21 protein-coding genes and 3 tRNA genes are annotated in these 19,856 nt (G+C 56.9%); 17 read left to right on the forward strand and 7 right to left on the reverse strand.

Translation table 11 applies throughout. The annotated features are described in order from the left end of the window. Positions 1-26: 26 nt before the first annotated feature. Positions 27-1,427, forward strand: coding sequence for a class I SAM-dependent DNA methyltransferase (locus AMS69_RS05530; protein WP_053967097.1), 1,401 nt, complete (start codon positions 27-29; stop codon positions 1,425-1,427). Next, positions 1,420-2,664 carry a restriction endonuclease subunit S gene (locus AMS69_RS19565; RefSeq protein ID WP_077067761.1) on the forward strand — a complete coding sequence of 415 codons (1,245 nt, stop codon included), beginning with the start codon at positions 1,420-1,422 and terminating at the stop codon, positions 2,662-2,664. The genes AMS69_RS05530 and AMS69_RS19565 overlap by 8 nt, the downstream gene beginning before the upstream one ends. A gap of 98 nt (positions 2,665-2,762) precedes the next feature. Here the strand turns inward: AMS69_RS19565 and AMS69_RS05535 are convergent, their stop codons facing one another. The 4 genes from AMS69_RS05535 to AMS69_RS05545 form a co-directional block, all read right to left on the reverse strand. Continuing rightward, positions 2,763-3,317 (reverse strand): TATA-box-binding protein, encoded by a 555-nt coding sequence (locus AMS69_RS05535; protein WP_053967098.1) that lies wholly within the window; start codon positions 3,315-3,317, stop codon positions 2,763-2,765. A gap of 351 nt (positions 3,318-3,668) precedes the next feature. Continuing rightward, positions 3,669-3,815 (reverse strand): hypothetical protein, encoded by a 147-nt coding sequence (locus tag AMS69_RS20100; RefSeq protein WP_155119937.1) that lies wholly within the window; start codon positions 3,813-3,815, stop codon positions 3,669-3,671. Continuing rightward, entirely contained in the window at positions 3,812-4,264 is a 453-nt protein-coding gene (locus AMS69_RS05540) for an SWIM zinc finger family protein (RefSeq protein ID WP_077067763.1), read from the reverse strand. The genes AMS69_RS20100 and AMS69_RS05540 overlap by 4 nt, the downstream gene beginning before the upstream one ends. A 2-nt stretch (positions 4,265-4,266) precedes the next feature. Next, positions 4,267-4,482 carry a hypothetical protein gene (locus tag AMS69_RS05545; protein WP_053967099.1) on the reverse strand — a complete coding sequence of 72 codons (216 nt, stop codon included), beginning with the start codon at positions 4,480-4,482 and terminating at the stop codon, positions 4,267-4,269. Positions 4,483-4,655: 173 nt separating this feature from the next. Here AMS69_RS05545 and AMS69_RS05550 point away from each other — a divergent pair, with 173 nt between their 5' ends. From AMS69_RS05550 to AMS69_RS05570, 5 genes are all read left to right on the forward strand, one after another. Next, positions 4,656-4,886 carry a winged helix-turn-helix domain-containing protein gene (locus tag AMS69_RS05550; RefSeq protein ID WP_053967836.1) on the forward strand — a complete coding sequence of 77 codons (231 nt, stop codon included), beginning with the start codon at positions 4,656-4,658 and terminating at the stop codon, positions 4,884-4,886. 641 nt (positions 4,887-5,527) lie between these two features. Further along, the gene (locus AMS69_RS05555; protein ID WP_053967100.1) at positions 5,528-6,112 is read left to right on the forward strand and encodes a hypothetical protein; all 585 of its coding nucleotides are present in this window, start codon (positions 5,528-5,530) and stop codon (positions 6,110-6,112) included. A gap of 637 nt (positions 6,113-6,749) precedes the next feature. After that, entirely contained in the window at positions 6,750-6,932 is a 183-nt protein-coding gene (locus AMS69_RS05560; protein WP_053967101.1) for a hypothetical protein, read from the forward strand. Next, a complete protein-coding gene (locus AMS69_RS05565) occupies positions 6,925-7,302 on the forward strand; it encodes a hypothetical protein (RefSeq protein ID WP_053967102.1) in 378 nt (125 codons plus the stop codon). The genes AMS69_RS05560 and AMS69_RS05565 overlap by 8 nt, the downstream gene beginning before the upstream one ends. 173 nt (positions 7,303-7,475) lie before the next feature. Beyond that, positions 7,476-10,343, forward strand: a complete 2,868-nt coding sequence (locus tag AMS69_RS05570; protein ID WP_053967103.1) for a bifunctional DNA primase/polymerase — start codon at positions 7,476-7,478, stop codon at positions 10,341-10,343. Between the two features lie 105 nt (positions 10,344-10,448). Here AMS69_RS05570 and AMS69_RS05575 read toward each other — a convergent pair whose 3' ends face one another. Beyond that, complete coding sequence (locus tag AMS69_RS05575; RefSeq protein ID WP_053967837.1) at positions 10,449-11,591, reverse strand: tyrosine-type recombinase/integrase; 1,143 nt, start codon at positions 11,589-11,591, stop codon at positions 10,449-10,451. 57 nt (positions 11,592-11,648) lie between these two features. Then, positions 11,649-11,721: transfer RNA gene (locus tag AMS69_RS05580), tRNA-Arg, on the reverse strand. A gap of 135 nt (positions 11,722-11,856) precedes the next feature. On the opposite strand from AMS69_RS05580, the gene AMS69_RS05585 reads away from it, so the two are divergent. From AMS69_RS05585 to AMS69_RS05600, 4 genes are all read left to right on the forward strand, one after another. Beyond that, positions 11,857-12,327, forward strand: coding sequence for a hypothetical protein (locus tag AMS69_RS05585; RefSeq protein WP_238378349.1), 471 nt, complete (start codon positions 11,857-11,859; stop codon positions 12,325-12,327). Between the two features lie 192 nt (positions 12,328-12,519). Next, positions 12,520-13,968 carry a single-stranded DNA binding protein gene (locus tag AMS69_RS05590; RefSeq protein WP_053967105.1) on the forward strand — a complete coding sequence of 483 codons (1,449 nt, stop codon included), beginning with the start codon at positions 12,520-12,522 and terminating at the stop codon, positions 13,966-13,968. 55 nt (positions 13,969-14,023) lie between these two features. Then, the gene (locus AMS69_RS05595) at positions 14,024-14,461 is read left to right on the forward strand and encodes a histone (RefSeq protein ID WP_053967106.1); all 438 of its coding nucleotides are present in this window, start codon (positions 14,024-14,026) and stop codon (positions 14,459-14,461) included. Further along, entirely contained in the window at positions 14,462-15,469 is a 1,008-nt protein-coding gene (locus tag AMS69_RS05600; RefSeq protein WP_053967107.1) for a histone deacetylase family protein, read from the forward strand. On the opposite strand, the gene cca is transcribed toward AMS69_RS05600, so the two are convergent. After that, the gene (gene cca, locus AMS69_RS05605) at positions 15,448-16,848 is read right to left on the reverse strand and encodes a CCA tRNA nucleotidyltransferase (protein ID WP_053967108.1); all 1,401 of its coding nucleotides are present in this window, start codon (positions 16,846-16,848) and stop codon (positions 15,448-15,450) included. The two genes, AMS69_RS05600 and cca, sit on opposite strands and share 22 nt — an antisense overlap. A gap of 95 nt (positions 16,849-16,943) precedes the next feature. Between cca and AMS69_RS05610 the strand changes: the two genes are divergently transcribed. From AMS69_RS05610 to AMS69_RS05630, 6 genes are all read left to right on the forward strand, one after another. Further along, positions 16,944-17,016: transfer RNA gene (locus tag AMS69_RS05610), tRNA-Asn, on the forward strand. Positions 17,017-17,122: 106 nt separating this feature from the next. Next, positions 17,123-17,197 (forward strand) — tRNA-Ile (locus tag AMS69_RS05615). A gap of 172 nt (positions 17,198-17,369) precedes the next feature. Next, positions 17,370-17,600 (forward strand): hypothetical protein, encoded by a 231-nt coding sequence (locus AMS69_RS05620; RefSeq protein ID WP_053967109.1) that lies wholly within the window; start codon positions 17,370-17,372, stop codon positions 17,598-17,600. After that, positions 17,597-17,794: a helix-turn-helix transcriptional regulator gene (locus AMS69_RS05625; RefSeq protein WP_053967110.1), complete on the forward strand. Its 198-nt coding sequence runs from the start codon at positions 17,597-17,599 to the stop codon at positions 17,792-17,794. Before AMS69_RS05620 ends, AMS69_RS05625 begins: the two co-directional genes overlap by 4 nt. Beyond that, positions 17,791-17,934 (forward strand): hypothetical protein, encoded by a 144-nt coding sequence (locus AMS69_RS20560; RefSeq protein ID WP_170082803.1) that lies wholly within the window; start codon positions 17,791-17,793, stop codon positions 17,932-17,934. The genes AMS69_RS05625 and AMS69_RS20560 overlap by 4 nt, the downstream gene beginning before the upstream one ends. A 2-nt stretch (positions 17,935-17,936) precedes the next feature. Beyond that, positions 17,937-19,700 carry a DUF7845 domain-containing protein gene (locus tag AMS69_RS05630; protein ID WP_238378350.1) on the forward strand — a complete coding sequence of 588 codons (1,764 nt, stop codon included), beginning with the start codon at positions 17,937-17,939 and terminating at the stop codon, positions 19,698-19,700. The last annotated feature ends 156 nt before the right edge of the window (positions 19,701-19,856 follow it).

Raw genomic sequence — 19,856 nt, forward strand, 5'->3', positions numbered from 1 at the left:
AACAGAAGCGTGAGTGATTGACCTATATGGATGAAGAAAAGCTATGGAATGCGTTGGGCCCGCTTCAGAACAGCAAGCTACATATATCTGATTACATTGAGGAGGTATCAAGAATATTGTTCTTGAAGGCAGTATCAGAGAGTAATCGGGTTACTTTCGACAAAACACCAGAAGGAGTTGGCGGAGCTGTTCATCTTGAAGAAGGGTACAGATGGGGAGATATAGTTGGAGCAGAGAGCTCACAAAAAAAGCTGGAGAAGTACAAAGGTGCGATTGAGAGACTATCTGATGACGGCGAACTAGCAAAGGATTTCTTTGAGGGATATTCAACGAAGTTTGACAAGGCATCTACTTTCAAAAAATTGACAGAGAATCTTGAGGAAATGCACCTTGACCAACATAATGACGACTTTGGGGATGCATATGAATTTCTGCTTGAAAAATATGCTGACAAAGCTGAAGGGGCTGGCGAGTACTTTACACCAAGAGAAATCATTCGGGCTATGGTAGAGTTTTCAGAGCCTCAAGTTGATGAAAGCCTCCTTGACCCTGCATCAGGTACAGGAGGATTCCTTATTCACACATATAATTATCTCGCCGATAAGACAGATAATTTCAAAGACGTGGAGGAAGTGCCTGTGGAAGGCCATTTTAGAGCGCAGGAGATAGTCACCAGCACTCACGAACTTGGTGGAATGAATATGCTTCTTCACGGAATGGACGCTAGTGCTGTCGACAGGAAAGACAGAGACGGAAACCTGAGCAGAGATTCACTAGAGATGTTCAGACGTGATAGATATGAAGAAACGTATGACTACATTATTGCAAATCCACCATACGGTGGTGATAATGAAGTTGAACCTATTGACCCGAAGTGTACCTCGACTATTGAAATTAATTTCTTAGTGCTTATAATGAGATTACTAAGCAAGAATGGGAGAGCAAGTGTTGTCATACCGGATGGTATCCTATTCAATCAGTCCTTTTCATCGGTCAGAGAAGAACTTCTAAACTACTTCGACATAGACTGCATATTGGCACTACCCGAGGGTGCATTTACGCCGTACGCGGGTGTGACGGCGAATGTGATATTCTTTGAGCGGAATAACGAGGGTACAGATGAGTTCTGGTACTATGATGCTCGTTCAGATTTTGATGAAGTTACCAAAGAGGAGAATCCGCTTGACTATAACAAGCATCTCAGGGAGTTTGTTGAGTATAAAGACCAGAGAGAAAACCACGACAAGTATTTTAAAGTAGATGCCGACAAGGTGGATGAGGGTAACTATGAGTTGCATCTAAAGAAGTACAAGGAATTCAAATATGAAGGGCATCGGCCACCGGCCGAGATAGCACAGGATATCAAAGGCGAACTGGACACGATAAGAACAGAACTCGACCAAATGATTGGTGAGACAAGTGATTGAAAAAGATGAGCTTCCAACGAACTGGAATCTAAAGACTCTCGGTGAAATAGCGGAATTTCAGAATGGGAATGACTTTAGCAAAAGCCAGTGGGAGGAAGAAGGTAAACCAATTATTAGGATTCAGAACTTGACAGGAACCGGTGATTCTTACAACTACTTCTCCGGTGAAGTTGACAACAGATACAAAGTTGAGAAAGGTGACATTTTATTTGCTTGGTCTGGAACTATAGACGCATTCAGGTGGTATGGTGAAGATGCCTGGCTAAACCAACATATATACAAAGTTACACAAAGCCAAGATGTGACAGAGGATTATCTGTACAATCTTCTCAAGCATTCTGCGAGAATACTGGAGCGAAAGAAAGTTGGCTCGGGGTTGCAACACATAAGAAAATCACACGTTGAAGAGTTAGATGTGCCTGTTCCACCATTGGATGAACAGGAGCGTATTGTGGAAGCAGTGGAGGAGCGGTTGGAACGTGTGGAACGGCTAGAAAAAAGCGTCGAGAACGTCGGCAGACTCGCAGATGAATACCAAGATAGTTTCACAATATCTCTATTTGCTGGATTAGACAATCTTAGAGATAATGTAGACATCCAGAATCTCAGTGATTCAATACCTGATGAATGGGAAATGAAAAATTTTGGCGAGGTAATCCAGTCATCCCTATACGGTTGCAATCCAGAAACAGGTGAAGACATAGACGGGGTTCCATATCTTAGAATATCGGATATTAGAGAAGATGGCGGTCTGAAATATAGCGAATTACCAGAAAAAGCAAAATTTGAGGATGACTCTGGTGCAGAAAAATATAGTCTTAATAATGGAGATATTGTTATAGCAAGAACTGGAGGTCGTCTCTGTGGAAAGTCATACGTGTACGAACCTCGGCACGGTGATATGGTATATGCTTCATATCTAATAAGATTTAAATTAAATACGAATAAAGTCGCTAAAGAGTATATCAAAGCATATCTCCAATCTCCAATTTATTGGAGACAAGTCTGGTCGGGGAAGAAGCCATCTACCTCAACCCGACAAAATATAAATGCAGGAGAAATTAAGTCTTTCAAGATTCCCGTTCCACCCATAGAAAAACAGCAGGATATTGTGAATTCTTTAAGAGAAACTGACTACTCTAGTATTCAGCGCGCGAGTGATGACCTATCACATTTATTTAATGAGTATCGAGAATCTGTCCTCGCAAGTGCTTTTGGAGGAAAAATAGATTATTAATCCCAAGTGATGGTAGCTACAAACCTATGTCTAACTGCCTCATAAGTTTCACAGCCGACCAGGCCACGCATCATAACACACATTGAGCTAGAAGCGGCTTACGAAACTGCGAGTGTCTCTATTTGGTCGGTGATTTCATCAATTGCCGACGAAATCAGGTCAAGGTCAGTAAGTCCAGTACAGACAATCTTCCCGCTGGCGAAAATCAAGATGACAGCATCTTCACCACGGTAGATGAGTGCGGGGAACTGCTCGGGTTCGTACTCGGTTTGCTCCAGTCCCAATCCGATAGCGATAGCTTCCAACGAGGGAAGTGAGTCCAACTCGGCAGTTGCGACAATGTTCTTGATTTCAGCGGTAGGTTCGTAATCAAACTCCAGTAGTTCCCGCATCAACGTGTTCACCTGCCTCACTATCTTCTCGAAATGTTCTGGCGATGTCGCTCCGGCAATTGAGCATTTGCCATTCCGATAGAACGGCACGTAGGTGTCATCGGGGGCAAATCGTGTCTGTAGCCAGTGGTTTTCGGCTGGCTCGTAGGTTACAGAGTTAATTTCGGGACGCTGTTCGAACGTCTCAGCTAACGCTGACAGGTCGAATTCCTGCTGGTAGGCCACCATCCCTACGACGTTCGCAATCTCGAACTCTGCCACTATATGGGGTTTGCCACTTCAGAATAAAAAGACACGCCTTTCAAGTGGGTTACTCTGGACCTTTCCTGTTTAACAGGGAGACCGGTCTCTCACTTCGACCGAGACGAGCCGATGGTTCCAGAAGACGGCTTCGACCATCACCTCATCGGCTCCGTCTGTACCTTCTCCGATAATCGACTCCCCGCACTTCTCGCACCACACTCGTCGGAGCGTCCACCCGTCTCGGTCGTAGTGGGTAGCATACGCTCTCACTATGTCGCCAGTCCGAGCTCGCTTATTACAGCGGTCGCAGATGTGACCAGTCCGCACTCCGTTGAGGGCCTTCGAAGGGTTGGTGTGAGCCATCTTTCTCTACACCTCCAGCGACGAGTAGACGATGTTGCACTCGTCGCAGGCCCATCCGCGCTGGCCGGTCACTGTATCGATGAATGCACCGAATTCGAGGCTCCCGCCACACTTGGGACACTGCTTGCCACCGGTCGACCGAGTGTGACTCATTCCTCGCACACCTCGGCAGGCTCCTCGAAACCGTCACGGTAGCACGGCCAGCAGGGAAGCTCCTCGAAGAGCGGGCTACAGTCACAGTCGTCTGGTCGCTCGTCGGAGTGGTCGCTCTCGCTTGCTTCGACCGCCACACCTCCGTCTGCCTTCAACGTAGGCTTGGCACTCACCGCTTCGAGGACTGGCTCTCGAATCACCACAGCGACTTGGTGCTTACACGACCCCTCTCGGTACTCGAAGGCAGGACAGGAGCAATCTGAGGGAATCCCACCCTCGACGTGAACCGTATACGTGTGCTCGCTCGGCTTGTCGTGTGAGCTGTTCACCACTTCGACATCACCGTCTCCGAGCATCGTGAACTCGAAGGCTTCCCACGAAGCGCGCTTCTCGACTGTCGCATCAGCATCCAGCACATCCAGCACTTCGGAGGGGGCTAATTCCGACATCGTTAGCCCTCAATCCACGTCGTGAACTCGTTGCCACACTCACCGCAACGGTGGGTGAAGATGAGCGAATCGCTGTAGCCCCGCTTCTTGGTGGTCGTGATGCTCTCGATGGAACAGAGGCACGGAACCCCTGCATCGAGACGGAAACCGGGCAGTTGTCGCAGTCGTTCGACTTGCTGTTCGTCAAGTTCTTGTCCGCTGGCTTGCGTAGTTGGCATTGGCTTTCTGCTCCAAAGAAGGCCACCGTCCGCCTGTTCCAGCAGGCGGGCATTTTCCGAGTGATATGCCCCAAATGGACGGCTTCCTTCTCACCTTTTCCTATGCAGGCCAAGGTAATAAGCCTTTGCCTTTGGAGGAAAAGGTTATGTTGCTGCCTGTGAGATATGCCAATATGACGAATCCAGAGCGAGACCCTGAATCGGGAAAACTAACCGAACGGTATTCTGATGAGGATTTTCTCGAAGCCGTCGCGGAGCTGGAACCAGCGAGTACACGGGAAATTGCTGAAGCAGTAGGATGCTCTCGACGTAACGCTGATGTTCGATTGAGAAAACTCGAAGAGGCTGGCGAAATACGAAAGAAGAAGGTCGGAAATTCGCTGACGTGGTTTTCGGTAGAGTGAGTTTTATTTTTTAAGCGATAGCGCGTGAAGCCGCATACTATAGAGGCCACCCCTTTCGCGGACCTACCCCTCGCTGGAGTGGGGTAAATGCGCTTGGTAACAACTCACACAGAGCGAAATCTTGAGCCAAGAAAACCGGCTACGCCCAAATTTCATCCCGTCTCAAAATGCGGTCAGATTAATGCGGTCCCATCGAGAATTACGCTGAATCCTGCTAATGACTCTAAACATGCGCTATATGCATATATGGAATACACCCTATGCAGCCCAAGGATAGCGGTCAGCGAACTCACCCCAAGAAGTAACAGAATTCTTATTTTAGTGGTTGCCGCACCCGACAAATCGGGGAGTGTCACGCCTTAGTATAAATTTTCTTATGAAGTATTAGAGGCTATATTGGGGCTGATATAGCCACTCTTAGAAAATACGGATGCGAAAAATCACCGGATGAGAAACCGGTTCATATTCCTACTCAGTATCAATCAAATCCTTAATACTAAGTGCCTACCAGCCCTACAATGTAGTACATCCCGACGAAAACAACTGGGATGTCTGAGAACCTATGATAGCGCAATACCTGCACGCAGAGCGGATGCTGTACGATTCGCAGAATGAGAGCGGCCAGTCGGTGGTGTCGAGCGATGAGTGAGTCTGAGCCGTGGTACGCTGGCTTCGACGTGGTCGACTTCGAATCGACTCCGATGAGTGAACTCCCTGAAGACGATGGCTTCCACCTCATCTGCCCAGTCGAGGGCTGTGACCACGAGGCTGATTTCGATGACCTTCCCGCAGTAGCGGACAGCGGTTGGTCGGAGATGAGCCGGAAAGACCACATCCTTACCGATGGGACGACGCTCAAGGAGGCATACTGCCCCGCTCATTCTCTCGATGAGACGGAGACAACTGCTTCCGAGAGTATCGAGGAGGACTTCGAGCAGTTCATTTCGGAGCTTCAGGATGGACTCGGAGAGCCACTGGATGCACGGGAGTCGCCACAGAAACCTGATAGAGCGAAGGCCGAGTACGCGATGTACGACTTCGCAGAGGGAGAGGTCACACTCGATGGGAGTCTTCTGACCTGTGGCCACGATTCGTGCTACCAGCAGGAGGAAGTCGACGCTCCTGAAGATGCGGAGGGTGTGGGTTGGGTGAGTGGCCAAATGGTCGGTATCCTGTCCGATGGGCAGATGCTGTTCGAAGGCCGCTGTCCTGAGCATCGAGAGTAGTCAGTAACGCGGATTCCACCGAAACACACCAGAATCCACAGCTATGAGTACCACCAATAGCCACTCGTCCGAGCAGACGCTCTGTACCAGCAATCACGGCAGACTCCGATGGCAGATGCGGGGAGGGCAACCCGATATACCCCTCAATTCCGTCTGGCATCGCGCAATAGATATCTCTCTGCATCGCCCGCACGGATTCAGCGAGGTTCGATTCGATGAAGACTCCGATACGCTCCTCTGCCGAACAGGAGAAACCATCGTCACGGTTCTCTGTGCGAATCGGGAGACTTTCTCAGTGAATGCAGAGTAGCCGCTCACCTACTTAAAGAATCACGTGGGGGAGGAGAAGTGAACCACCCCAAGTTGCGGATATTCCCCATATGGAAAGACAATACGGAATGCTTCCGCAAAATAAAATAGCGGCAATATACACCTCAACCAGTAAGTTTACCAAAAAGTTTAAATAGGGGGAGCTCCTATAAAATAACACGAAGAAGTTGAGTACCGGTCGGTAAACCGGTATAGCACGAATCGGACGACTGTCTTTTGCCGATTCGGGTGCTGTCGCGGAGTAATATCCAGCGTTGAGAACAGTCGGAGGTATGCGGTTACAATCAGTCAACAAGGAGCTACAACTATGACACGAGATAACACAATCGTCCTGTCGGACGAGGAACGAGAACTGGTCGAACAGGTAAAACAAGCACGCTATGGCGATGAAAGTCTTCCTCACGGCTTCGTTATCGGGAACGCACTCCGTCGAGACCTGCTCACTTCTCGTGAGACACGCACGGCTACGGAGGTGTCCATCGATGGGTGAGATTACTGTCGAGGTAGATGGTATCGAACACACGTACGCTACGGAGGAATTTTTCGTCTGTGACCACTGTGACCACGGGTGGATGAAATTCCCCGATGAGGACTCCGAAGCGTGTCCCGAGTGTAGAGCCGAAGAAGTCACGCTCACTGCAGAGCAAATCACAGACTATCCGAAGTGGCTCTGGGATGGTGCCGATAACATCGAGGAGATGGCGGCTCAAACGGAGCACAAAACGAAGCTCCTACGAAAGTTAGCGGAACGGGGATGGGCTCTGAACGAGCCACCAAGGGATGGGTATGCGCGTCTGACAAGACCCGCAGAGCAAGACGGAAACTCCGACGAGATAGAGGTGACTCTCTCCGAGCAATAAGTCTCTGAACCAGCTATTGGTGTAGCTGGCTCAGGGAGGTCAAAAAGAATGATTCCAGTTAATAGTTATAACCCCAGCGTATTAAAAGTTTCGATTATATTACTCTCGGAAGAAACTCGGGGAGGGTCGCGGGCTCTCGACCTCGCCATAGCTGCGGCCAGAGGTGAGCTGCTATGAGCACAAGCGTCGGCTCATCGGTCGAGACGACAGCGATGGAGCGCAAAGAGGTCGCTACAGCACGAGCGAATGCCGCTGCCCTCCGCCACTCGCTCGCAGAAGTTCATTCGAATCCCGTCACCATCTGGAACACCTCGGACGAGGAGCGCGCCGACCTGCTGGCCGACTATCTCGATGCCCTCGAAAGAGCCTGTCCGAACCCTCGGCTCATCCCGCTCAACGAAACAGGGAAAGCGCCAGCTATCGCGCGAACCTGTCCGCTCGACTCACAGCAGGCACACGAGATGCTTCATACACGAGAAGAAGCCATCGCCGCCATCGAACAAGGTGCAAACGGCTTCGCCCTCTACGCAGGGCGCTCGGACCACGGAACGGAGGACCTGGTCTTCGCAGACCACGACGATATGCACGCATTTCCGCTCGACACTCTGCCCGATACTCTCACTGTCGTCTCTGGGTCGGGCGAGGGCTATCACGAAACCTTCGTGAATGCGGACGATGTCCAGAATGGCAAAAGCGATGCGGGCGAGATTCGGGCGAGCAACTGGTATGTGGTACTACCCGGTTCCATCCATCCATCTGGCGGTATCTACCACCTCGAAGAATCGCGTCCGCTCGCAGACCTGGAAACTGCCGACATCCCCGAAGGGCTTCTCCCTGCTGGTTCCTGCGAGGAACACGAGGAGATAGACCTCTCAAAAGGGTCGGGAGACGGCACGTTCACAAACGAGGTAGGGATGCCGCTTTCGGCAGTTCGGGAGTACGACGAGGAACTCGACGGACTGCTGAACACACCCCCTCGTCCCAACACCGATACGCAAGACGATAGCCGAATAGATGCCGCCCTCGTCTGGCGGTTGTGCTTCCATCACTTCGGCTTACCGGCCATCGCCGCCATCTGGAGACAGTACCGTCCTCGTCCAAAGGTGGAGCGCGACGACTACGTTCAGATGACCCTCCAGTTCGCAGGAACGCACAATACACGGTGTCGTTATGATGGAAGCGAGGAATCCATCGCTCTCCCCGAAACCCCATCTACGACTGACTGGGAGTGGCAGGACGGCGCTGCGGACGATGAGGCGGCTCTAACGCTGGATGAAGCGCGTACTCGATGCCAGAGACGGATAGACACTACTCTCCGCAACGGCGAACACACGCTGATAGATGCGCTTCCAGCGATGGGGAAAAGCTCTGGCGTCATTCGGGGAGCAGAGAAGACTGATACTCCCATCAGTGTGTTCACTGCTCGGCACGACCTCTACGGACAGTACAGCGAATGGTGCGAGGAACACGGCCTATCGTATCATCGACTTCCGTCCTTCCACGAGGACTGTCCTACGGCTCGTGGCGAACACGGCGATGACTGGCGCAAGGACGTGCTCGAACTCTACGACGAGGGAGTGATGGCCAGCGAGATTCATAAGTGGACGGAGCAGTACTTCGGCCAGTCGCTCCCCTGCGATGATGGGCAAGAATGCGACTACAAACAGGGATGGGATTTCGACTCGGACGAGTTCGAGGTTCTCATCGGTCACTACCAGCACGCCTACAATCCAGACCTCACCGCAGGGCGGGTCGCCGTCTTCGACGAGTTTCCCGCCGATTCGTTCCTGTTGGAATTCGAGGGTGACACGGTTACATCAGCGGTGTCGGCCTATGTTTCCGAACAGGACGGCCTTCCCTTCGAGGACTTCACCGAACTGGTCGAAGGTCGTACCTCCGAAGAAGGGAAAAAAGCGCGCGAGTGGTTCGATGCCGATGACCTCGAACGAGACGGTGAGCCTGTCCTGAAAGACGCAAGCGGCTCGGCCAATGCCTACGCGCCCCTGCTCACATACGCGGTCCTCGTCGGAGAGAACCTCAGGAATGGATGGGAACACACCGACCTCGACCCAGAGGCAGGTGTCGACAATCATCGGAAGGCAGCACGGAATCGAGATTCGGGGAAGGTGTTCCTGCTCCTATCCCCCGAACTGGATGAGGCACGCGGTGTCCTCGCCCTCGACGGAACGCCGACACCCGACCTCTGGCAACTCGTGGTCGACACTCGACTGAGCCACGAGCAAGTACTCTCGGACAAGGAACGGGCGGATTATCTCACCCACGCACTCGGCTGTTCCATCGTCCAAACGACGGACGCTACCAAGACGTATTCGAGCGGCACATACGTCAAACCCGAAGAAGACAGCCTCCTGTTCGAAGCGGTGGCCGAGCGTGAGGGGACAGAGCCAGCCCTCATCTCGACAGCGAAGGCCATCAGCCAGTACGAACAGGAGGGAGCACTCACCCCTATCGGGAAGCACGAACACTACGGCAATCTGAAGGGGTCGAACCAGTTCCAAGAGGAGCGGGTCGGAGTCATCACAGGGAGCCAGCACTACGGAGATGACTATGTCGAGATGTGGGGCGCACTCACTGGTGAGGACATCGAACGAGTCGGTGACAGCAAAGGGATGAACCTCGATTACGGCGAGTTCGGGAACAAAGTTCTTCGCCAAATGCGCGAGCACGAGGTGCTCCAAGCCGTGCTACGGTTCGGGCGAGACAAGCACCCCACTACCGTCTACGTACATACTGCTGCTCTGCCAGAATGGGTACCAGTCGAAGCAGAGGGGCACATCGAACGCTGGAGCAAAGGAGTGCAAGAAGTGGTCAAAGTACTGGAGAACGACGCTCCCGACAAGTGGCGGACCAGCGATGTCGCGGAACAGGTGAGCATCTCCACGCGGCAGGTGCGGACGAACCTTAACAAACTCGCGGATGCTGGCTATGCCGAGAAGCGACAAGAGGGTCGGGGAATTACGTGGGTCGTCACCGAGGAGACAATAGACCGACTCGGTCAAGTCGAGTTCCGCTCGTCATAGACAGAGGGCGCGAGTTGCGGAGGTTTCCCATATTGGGATACAATATGCCAGAGTTCCGCAAAACATCCAGACCTACGTGTTTCCCAGAGAGATGAGCGGCTGGTACTATCCCATCCGGTTCAGGGCATCTCGTCTATCATCGGGAGGAGCGTGGTCATATCGAAGGGTCGTCTTCGAGGAGCGGTGTCGGAGTTGCGCCTGAGCCGCCGCTAACCCCTCTTCTCGCGCCATAAACGTCCCGACGCTGTGGCGAATCGAGTACCAGCTTATGTCTCGATTCTCGGTGTCAATCCCTGCTTGTTCGCACACTCGTCGGAGGACGTGGTTGAGTGCGTGACTTCCGTAGGGGTTCGCTTGCCGAGTGAGCCAGAGAGTGTCGGTGCCTTCGTACATCTCGTACTGTTCCCTCTCGTCTAACCAGCGAGCCAAGGCTTCTGCTGTCCGGTCAGTGAGGCTCACAGTCCAGTTGTCGATATTCTTCGAACTCTCCTCTTTCGGGATACGGAGAACTCGGTTTTGTGCATCGACCCACCCCGTTGTCGCACGTTCGACTTCGATTGGACGTAGGCCAGTATCGAGTGCGGTCCATATGAGTGAGGGGAACTTCCACGAGTTCGCACGGTCAAAGTCATCTGGACCAACCTCAGTTTTCGGCTTCACGAATCGTTGGGACAGGTACTCCTTCCACTCGTCTCGCTCTTCCGGTGACAGAGAATTGTACGAAGGGACAGACCCGTACTCCAAGACTGTTTCTCTAATCTGTTGACGCTCCTCGACAGAGAGGTAGTCGCGCGGGTTCGTCGTACTGGTGTCGTTGGAGAATGTGAGTTCTGGGTCCCACTCTTCTTCATCGAACTCCCACGTACGCCATCGAAACAGGGTCTTCAGCGCCTTCATCATATTCGCTTTCGTGTCTTGTGAGGCGTCACTGTAGGCCAGTTCACGCATATACTCGTCTGCGCACTCGTGCGAGACGTGCGTGGTGTACCCATCTTCTTGCTCCCACACCCATCGGTAGAACTTATCGACCCTCGCACAACGGATGTCTGCCGTCGCTTCGGCGTACCCCTCGCCGTGCTCTGGGCCTTTTCCGAGGTTGAGTACCCACTTGATGAACTTCTCCCGATGGGCGCGATAGTCCGAAATCTGGCGTTCTGCAAGCTCTTCTGCCGTTGGCTCAGTTATGATTGAAATCCCGTGACGGCGCGGGGACGATTCACCCGAACCTGTGTTCTTGGCTTTCGTCATCGTGTGTCTCCGTTCGTCGGAGACAGAGAAAACCGCCGTAAGGCGGAGGAATTGGAACGTCCGGACGGAGATTTGAACTCCGGTCCCTGGCTCCGCAAGCCAAGAGGATAGTCCACTACCCTATCCGGACTCATATCGAGAGAGGGTGGTGCACCTAAAAAGGGTGACGATTCGTGTGCCGTCACGCGACGTGTCGGCACACGTCGCTACAACGCTGGTTTGAGCGACCGGGAAGAATTTTCAATCGGAATACATTATCGCAGATATGAAACGGCGCACCCTCCTGCAATACGGTGGTCTCGGCTGTTCGATAGCGCTTGCCGGCTGCTTTGGCGATGCTCCCGGAAGCGGGGAAACACCCACAGAGGGTCCGAGTGATACCCCGAGTGTGAACGAAACGACATTCAGTGTTACTAGGCGACAGTCCGGGTCACAGACGAGTTCGGCAACAGTGACTTTCGACGGGGACCAGGTTGTCGTTGAAGGCACTATCTGGGGCGCTGACGGGTGCAAAACGGCCGACCTGATAGAGGCAGCGTATGATTCTGGTGCCGATGAACTGAGTATCAGCGTTGGGACGACAGAGATGACCGATGCCGGTGACATGTGTACGCAAGCGATTATGGAAATCGACTACCGGGCGACGGTGACGTTTGCGAACGGACTCCCCGGCACAGTGGTCGTTTCTCACGACACTGGCGACGGCCAGAGCACTGTAACAACAGCGACACGCTAACGGCGACTCGTGTTGCTGTCACTGTGGTGGAATGGTGGCATCTGCTGTCGGGCCGGCCGACAAGGGTTTATATCCTATCCCGTGCCCACCATCGAGCAATGGACGGACGACCACCGAAATCGACCGACAGCGGCCGCTCGATCGCCCAACGACAACGCTTAAGCGCGCCCCAGCCCAGCGTCCCATAGATAGATGGGTGCGATAGAGGACATTTACGAGGACTTAGAGACGGATGTCTCCGAGGCGGAGTTCCGCGAGGCCGTCGAGGAGAAGGTCGAGCAGATGGGTGGGCTCGCCGACGAGGAGACGGCCGCGATGCTGTTGGCCCACGAGCTCAACGAGAACGAGGTCAACGCCATCGCCGATATCGAACCCGGGATGGACGAGGTAAAATTCCTCGCCAAGGTGATGGCCGTCGGCGACCTGAAGACCTTCGAACGCGACGACGAGGACGAAGACGGGCGGGTCATCAACGTCGAGGCCGCTGACGAGAGCGGCAGCGTCAGGCTCGCCTTCTGGGACGGCCAGGCCGTCGACATCGACGAGGGACAACTGGAAGTCGGCGACGTGCTCCGGGTCAAGGGCCGGCCGAAGGACGGCTACAACGGGCTGGAGGTGTCCGTTGACAAGGCAGAGCCTGACGAGGACGCCACGATCGACGTGGAGCCGGGCGCTGGCTCCTCTATCGACTCGCTGACGATGGGCCAGTCCGACGTGACGCTCCGTGGGCTTGTACTCGATACCGACACGATACGGACCTTCGACCGTGACGACGGCAGCGAGGGCCGCGTCTCGAACCTGACGCTGGGCGACGAGACGGGTCGCATCCGGGTGACGCTGTGGGACGACCGGGCCGACCGCGCCGAGGAACTCGACGCGGGCGCGGCTGTCGAAGTCGTCGACGGCTACGTCCGGGAGCGGGACGGCTCGCTCGAACTCCACGTCGGCGATCAGGGGGCTGTCGACGAAGTGGAAGACGACGTGGCCTTTGAACCCGACGCTGACCCGATTGCCGAGGTCGAACTCGAAGAGACGGTCGATATTGCTGGCGTCGTGCGCTCAGCCGACCCCAAGCGGACGTTCGACCGGGACGACGGCAGCGAGGGACAGGTTCGGAACGTCCGGATTCAGGACGCGACGGGTGATATCCGCGTGGCGCTGTGGGGCGACAAGGCGGACAAGGACATCGCGCCCGGTGACGAGGTTCTCGCGGCTGATGTCGAAATCCAGGACGGCTGGCAGGACGATCTGGAGGCCTCAGCCAGTTGGAACTCGACGATTGTCGTGCTCGACGACGGTGCGGACCTGGCGACGGGTGGCGCGGGCGAGGGAGCCAGCGCCGAGACGACCGACGCCGAACACGCTGGTCTGTCTTCCTTCGGCGACGGTGCCGACGACGCGGACGACGACGGCGCGGCCGCGGTCAGCACCACCGGGGGCACGTCCTCCGACGGCGCACAGAGCACTGGCCAGCAGGTGGAGTTCACCGGCACCGTCGTCCAGACCGGCGACCCCGTTGTACTCGACGACGGTGAGCAGACGATGAGCGTCGAAACCGGCGAGCGCGTGCAGTTAGGGCAGGAGATAACGGTCCGTGGCGAACTCCGTGACGACCGGCTCCACGCTGAGGACGTGTTCTGAGTCGGCGAGCGACGCTACGGAAACTCTTAAGACCGCAACACTCCCGGGTTTGGGTATGAGTGTCGAGCTACCGTTCGCACCGGTGGATGCGGTCATTCGGCGGAACGCGGACGGGCTCCGGGTGAGTGCCGACGCTGCGGAGGAACTGGCTCGTCGAATACAGGACCACGGCGCTTCGCTCGCCGTCACGGCAGCCACGGAGGCCACCACGGACGGGCGAAAGACGCTGATGCCGTCCGATTTCGGCATCGAGCAGGTTCCCGAAAAGGACGGCCTCGAACTCCCCGTCGCGCCGGTCGACCGCATCGCTCGGCTCGACATCAACGATGACTACCGCGTCGCCATGGACGCCCGCGTCGCGCTCGCGTCGCTCCTTGAAACGTACGCCGACGAGACGGCTGCCGCGGCCGCCACGTTGGCTCGTCACGCTGATCGCCGGACCATCAAGGCAGCTGACGTGGAAACGTACTTCGAACTCGAACAGTACTACTGAATGAACTTCGGCTACCGCGAGGTCTGTCTGGACCACGACACCGGCCCGCGACACCCGGAGAGTCCCGACAGACTTCGAGCGATACGGCGCGCGCTCAAGGAGAACCACGGTGTCGAGTACGTCGCCGCCGATGACGCCGACATCGACCTCGTGCGTACGGTCCACGACAGCGATTACATCGCGGAGTTCCGCGACTTCTGTGACGACGGCGGCGGGAACTGGGACGCCGACACCGTTGCGGTCGAGGAGACGTGGGACGCCGCGCTTGCCTCGGCCGGCCTCGCCGTCTGGGCGGCGGAGGCTGCGCTTGACGGCAACTCCGGTCGTGATACGCCGTTCTCACTCGGCCGACCGCCCGGCCATCACGCTGTAGGCGACGACGCCATGGGCTTTTGTTTCATCAACAACGCGGCCGTCGCTGCACAGGCCGCCCTCGAAGCCGACGCCGACCGCGTCGCTATCTTCGACTGGGATGTCCACCACGGGAACGGCACACAGGACATCTTCTACGACCGTTCGGACGTGTTCTACGCCTCGATACACGAGGACGGGCTCTACCCCGGAACCGGCGACATCTCGGAGACCGGCACGGGCGACGCCGACGGCACGAACCTCAACGTGAAATACAAGCCCGGTGCTGACACCGTCGACTACCTCGCCGCAATCGACGAGTGCATTGCACCGGCCATCGAGGACTACGATCCCGATCTGTTGCTCATTAGCGCCGGCTTCGACGCGCACGAACACGACCCCATCTCACGGATGCGTGTCTCTACGGAGGGGTACGGCGCGATGACCGACCGGATGCGATCACTCACAGACGCCTGTGACGCCGCGCTGGGAATCATTCTTGAAGGCGGCTACGGCCTTGATACGCTCTCGGACTCGGTTACGACCGTCCACGAGGTCTTTGACGGCTACCAGCCGATGGAACCGGACGACGATGTCAGCGACGACGCCCGCGATGTTCTCGATGACCTCGCCGATCAGGGCTTCGGCGCGAAGTAGATCGCCAAATCGACACCAAAGCCGTCGGCAAGCGTTGCGATGTCTGTGCCGACCAGTACGTCGTACCCGCTCTCAAGTGCCGACTCGATCCGCGGCCCCAGCCCGACCTCGTACACTGCATCGCTCGACAGAAACCCAGTAGCTGTAGTGAATACCCGGGGTCGCTCGACGACGTAGCGCCCGCCGTCGATGAAAGGGCCGGCCACCTCGGAGTTGTCGTCGTACTTTTCAAAGAACCCGCTCGCGTGCTCGCGGACATGCACCGGCGGCCCCTCGTGACGCTCGACGGCCGGCCGCTGGGCGACGGCGAATTCGAGCAGCAGGACGGCGTCCCGTTCTTGGCTCTCGCCGTCTGGTGCTTCCTCCGCACCGTTGTCGCCCTCGACGAACGCGGCTGACCGCAGGACCTCGAACCCGCGTCGGTCGAGTTCGCTGCAGAGCCCGCCGAGGGACTTCCGGAGCTGTGGCCAGAGCTGGTCGTCGACGACATCCGGGGCGGCGAAACGGAGCGCCACTGGCGTCGTTTCCCGCTGTGACACCGCGGCCTCGATGTCTGCTGCCGTGAACGGGGCCGGGTCGTCCTCGGTGAACAGCGACGCCCGTGGCTCGGCGAGGAGGTCCCGGGCGTAGTGCTGGAGCGTGGCAACGTTTGTAGCGGACAACACTGCCGCGACATTGCGCTCCGGGTCCGTCGGATCGATGACGACCAGCGGATCGTCAAACGTCTCGGTTCCGTGGCGCTCGGGGTCCAGCCGAACTGGCGGGTGCCAGTCCGCGACTGCCTCGACGAACTCCCGGAACCCGCCGTACTCAAGCACCAGTAGCTCCGCTAGATACCCAGAGAACCCGCGCGTCCGGAGGTCGCTCCCGTAGACGCCGATGCCTTTCAGGAACTGTTTTGCCACCCGGACCTCACCCGCGCTGTCGTCGTCCAGTCGCGCCTGCAGGTATCTGGTGTGAAACGGCGTGCGGTCCACTGCGGACTTGATTTCGGTGGCGCCTGCGACCGCATAACAGGGCACCAGGTCGATAGCGTACCCCTCGCGCTCGCCGACGACGTAGGGATGTTCGGCGTACTCCTCGCGCCCATCTGGGAGGACGTCGTGTCCGACGACCAGGCCGTACTCCTCCAACTGCTCGCGGTCAAGAGACGGCGGAAAGCAGACGAACACGTCCACATCTCGGTCCCCAGCGGTCCACGTCCCTCGTGCCGTCGAGCCGACCTGCACCACTTCCGCTTCGACCGGGAGGTCGGCGATGGCTGCTTCGGCGTCGGCTATCACCGCGTCGGCGACCCGCTGTAACTGCGCCTGTTCGTCGTCAGTGGGCGAGACCCGCGTTCGCACCGTATCGACGACGGCGTCGAACTCATCGCTCATACCGCCGCTTGCGCACAAGTGCGTGAAAGCGTGTCGATGCCGACTGGAAACGAAAGCCCTAATTACCAACTCTGGCAATGACTGAATGCGTTCGCGCCGCCGTAGCTCAGTTGGTAGAGCACCTGGTTGTTACCCAGGTTGTCCCAGGTTCGAGCCCTGGCGGTGGCGTCGTTCTCTCGGCCGATTTCACTGCCAGTCTGTCGCTTTCAGCTATCGGAACCCGATGACTCGAACCCGACAGGCTAAAGATGCGGACTCATCAACATCGTTCTGAGGGCCCTTAGCTTAGTCTGGTTAAAGCGATCGGCTCATAACCGATTGAGCGCTGGTTCAAATCCGGCAGGGCCCATCCCGTTCCTGCCTGAATCGTATCCCAAACGAATCGGTAGCTTCAGGTGTGCGAGCGGTTGCAATTCGGCTATATCGGGGTTCGAGTACACCCCCGCTGAAACCTGAGTTCAACAAGCCTCTTGTTGGGGGTCGCTGCTGTCCGGCGGTTTTGCGATTCGGAGGTGCGAGTGATGAGTAAGGCGTCAGCGCCTGCTACGCTCCCTGAGAAGGGCGTGCGGAACCGTTCGCAGTACGCGGACACGCTGCACCGCCTCGACCCTGACGCGGACGAGCCACAACCCGCCTGTCCCGAAGCCGAGTACCGAAGTGACGCGGAGTTCACGGACGTTCCTATCGCCGCGTATCGGCCCCACTACAAACTCTGTGGGAACCCGGAGTGTTTCGGAGGTGACTGGCGATGAGTCCGCAGTCGTCGCTCTTCGACTACGAACCGGACCTGTCGCCGCTGACTGACGCCGAACGGGAGGTGTTCAAAGCTGTGGGCATGGGCCAGTATGGGCCCCGTGAGTACGCCCGCAAGACCGACCGCGCACCGGGTACAGTCGGGAATCTGCTTCGGCGAGCCCGTGAGAAAATCGAGGTGACCAGCGCGTGAAGGGGTTTGTTCGAGCCTCCCGACTGTACGATGTAGAGGCGGGTGAACCCCTTCAGTTCGACTGGACAAACCACCAGCCACTCGCGGAGAGTCAGGCCGAAGTCGAGCGGGCTGTCGCGGAGATCGAGGGCGGGAGGTAGGGATGTCGCGGCATCTCAAATGTGCCCCTCATGAGGGCGACGTGCGCTTTACGATTGGCGTGCATCCCGACCCCAGCGTGCCGGAATACGGGCTGAAACCCTACTACGCGATGGATTCCCTCATCAAGGAGTGGGGCGACCGCTGGGAAACCGAAGGGAAGCCGACCAGAGACATCGAGTTCAACGGCGAAACGTGGGCCACCTGCTTCGACTACTCCGAAAGCGGTCTGGATGCGTGGGACAATCCCGAGTTCCAGATTCAGAACGTCCGCGAGTTCCAGTTCTACTTCGTCGCGAAGAACTCGCCCACCTACGAGGGGAAGCGGGCAGATCGGGACAAGCGCGTGAAGGGCGGGACGATCACCGTCCGCCCACGGTGGCCGAACCTCACGTCGGATGGCGAACCCGTGTCTGTACCGGACTACGGCGCGCCGTACATCGACGTGCAGGTGCAGGCATCGAACCTGCCCCACGAGGAGTATCTGACGCTGGTGAAGCGCGTGATGGACGCCTACGGAATCGCCGCGCGGTACTTCGACCAGCCACACCCAGACAGCCACATCAGCGACCTCGCGTACTACGTCCGGCTGTACCGGGCAGACAGCGGGCCGCTGTACGCGCCGGACGGGCCGATAGCGCGGTGTCACACGCTGATTCAGGGCGACCGCTCAGGCTATCGCAAGCACGTCGAAGACAACACGAAACTGCCAGGATACTACGTCACTGCCACCGTTGAAGACGAGAAGGCCGACCAGCTGGTCCGTGGGCATGGGCTGGGGAAGGAACTCAAGCACTACTACCCGAACCACCCGGAGAACTACGAGCCGGATCATCCGATGTACCACCCGAAGTTCGAAGTCGCCTACCAGACCAGCCGAACCGAGGAAACCGTTCGGTGGGACCACCTCGACGACGCCCGGCGCGAGCTGGAAGAGACGATCTTGAACTGTCTGGACTGGTGTGGGCTTGCGACCAGCGCTGATAGCAGTGTATTCGTTGATTTTGATCCGTTCTGGAACGTTCGCGATACGACGGAAGCCCGGAAGTTCGTGCAGTGTCCGCTGCCGAAGATCGAAGACGACCAGGAGCACCGCGTGATGCAGCTGTGGGGCGACATGACCACCGCAGACCGCGACGTGACGGAGTTGTTGCTGACCGACGGCGGGAAGGTCTCGCCCCAGGCGGCAGCTGAGCAGACGGGCTACACCTACCGAACGATCCGGACAGTGATCGACCGGATGGAAGGGCTGATCGAACACACCTACGGCGAACTGGAACTGTCGTCGAAAAAGATCCAGCAGGAACTGTTGAAGCGAGTTCGCGCCGCCGGTGATCGATTCCAGCAGGAGATCGGGAGCGCGGCGATGGAGTTGGCTGACGCCGCGGAGGAACGTGCGCGGTCACGATGGGCGCGGGTTCGTCGCGAGTACGCTATCACGGAGACGGACGCTGACGACTGCCGGAAGCTGTTGAAGGTTGGCTACACGCCGGCTGACTTCGAGGAAGCGCGGAACATCCTGCGTGAGATTCAGACGGCGTACACGCAGTGTGTCGAAGACAACACCTACGGCGTCCACGTGACCGTTGAGACGGCCGACGGCGGCCGTGAGCGGTTCCGTGACCTGTCGAAGGCGTTCCGGACGGCCTACCGGTCAGGTGACTACCGACGGGAGGAACGCGCCGCAGAGAGTGCCCGCGACGGGTTCGACTTCGAGGCGTGGAAAGCGGCCGGCTGTCCGCCGGCCGACGAGTGGCGCGGCGGGTAGCCACGCCCCCTGGATAGAGGCATCACTATCTCGCACACGTTTTTAGCGGCAATACTGTGCGTTTTCTCCCGAAAATCGCGTGTCGCGCGGCTTGGTTCGTTCCCGCTGGTCACGTCACCCAGCCGCGCGACCAGGGGGAACCCGGAAAGCAAGCTT

This window comes from Haloarcula rubripromontorii (genome assembly GCF_001280425.1).
GTDB lineage: Archaea > Halobacteriota > Halobacteria > Halobacteriales > Haloarculaceae > Haloarcula > Haloarcula rubripromontorii.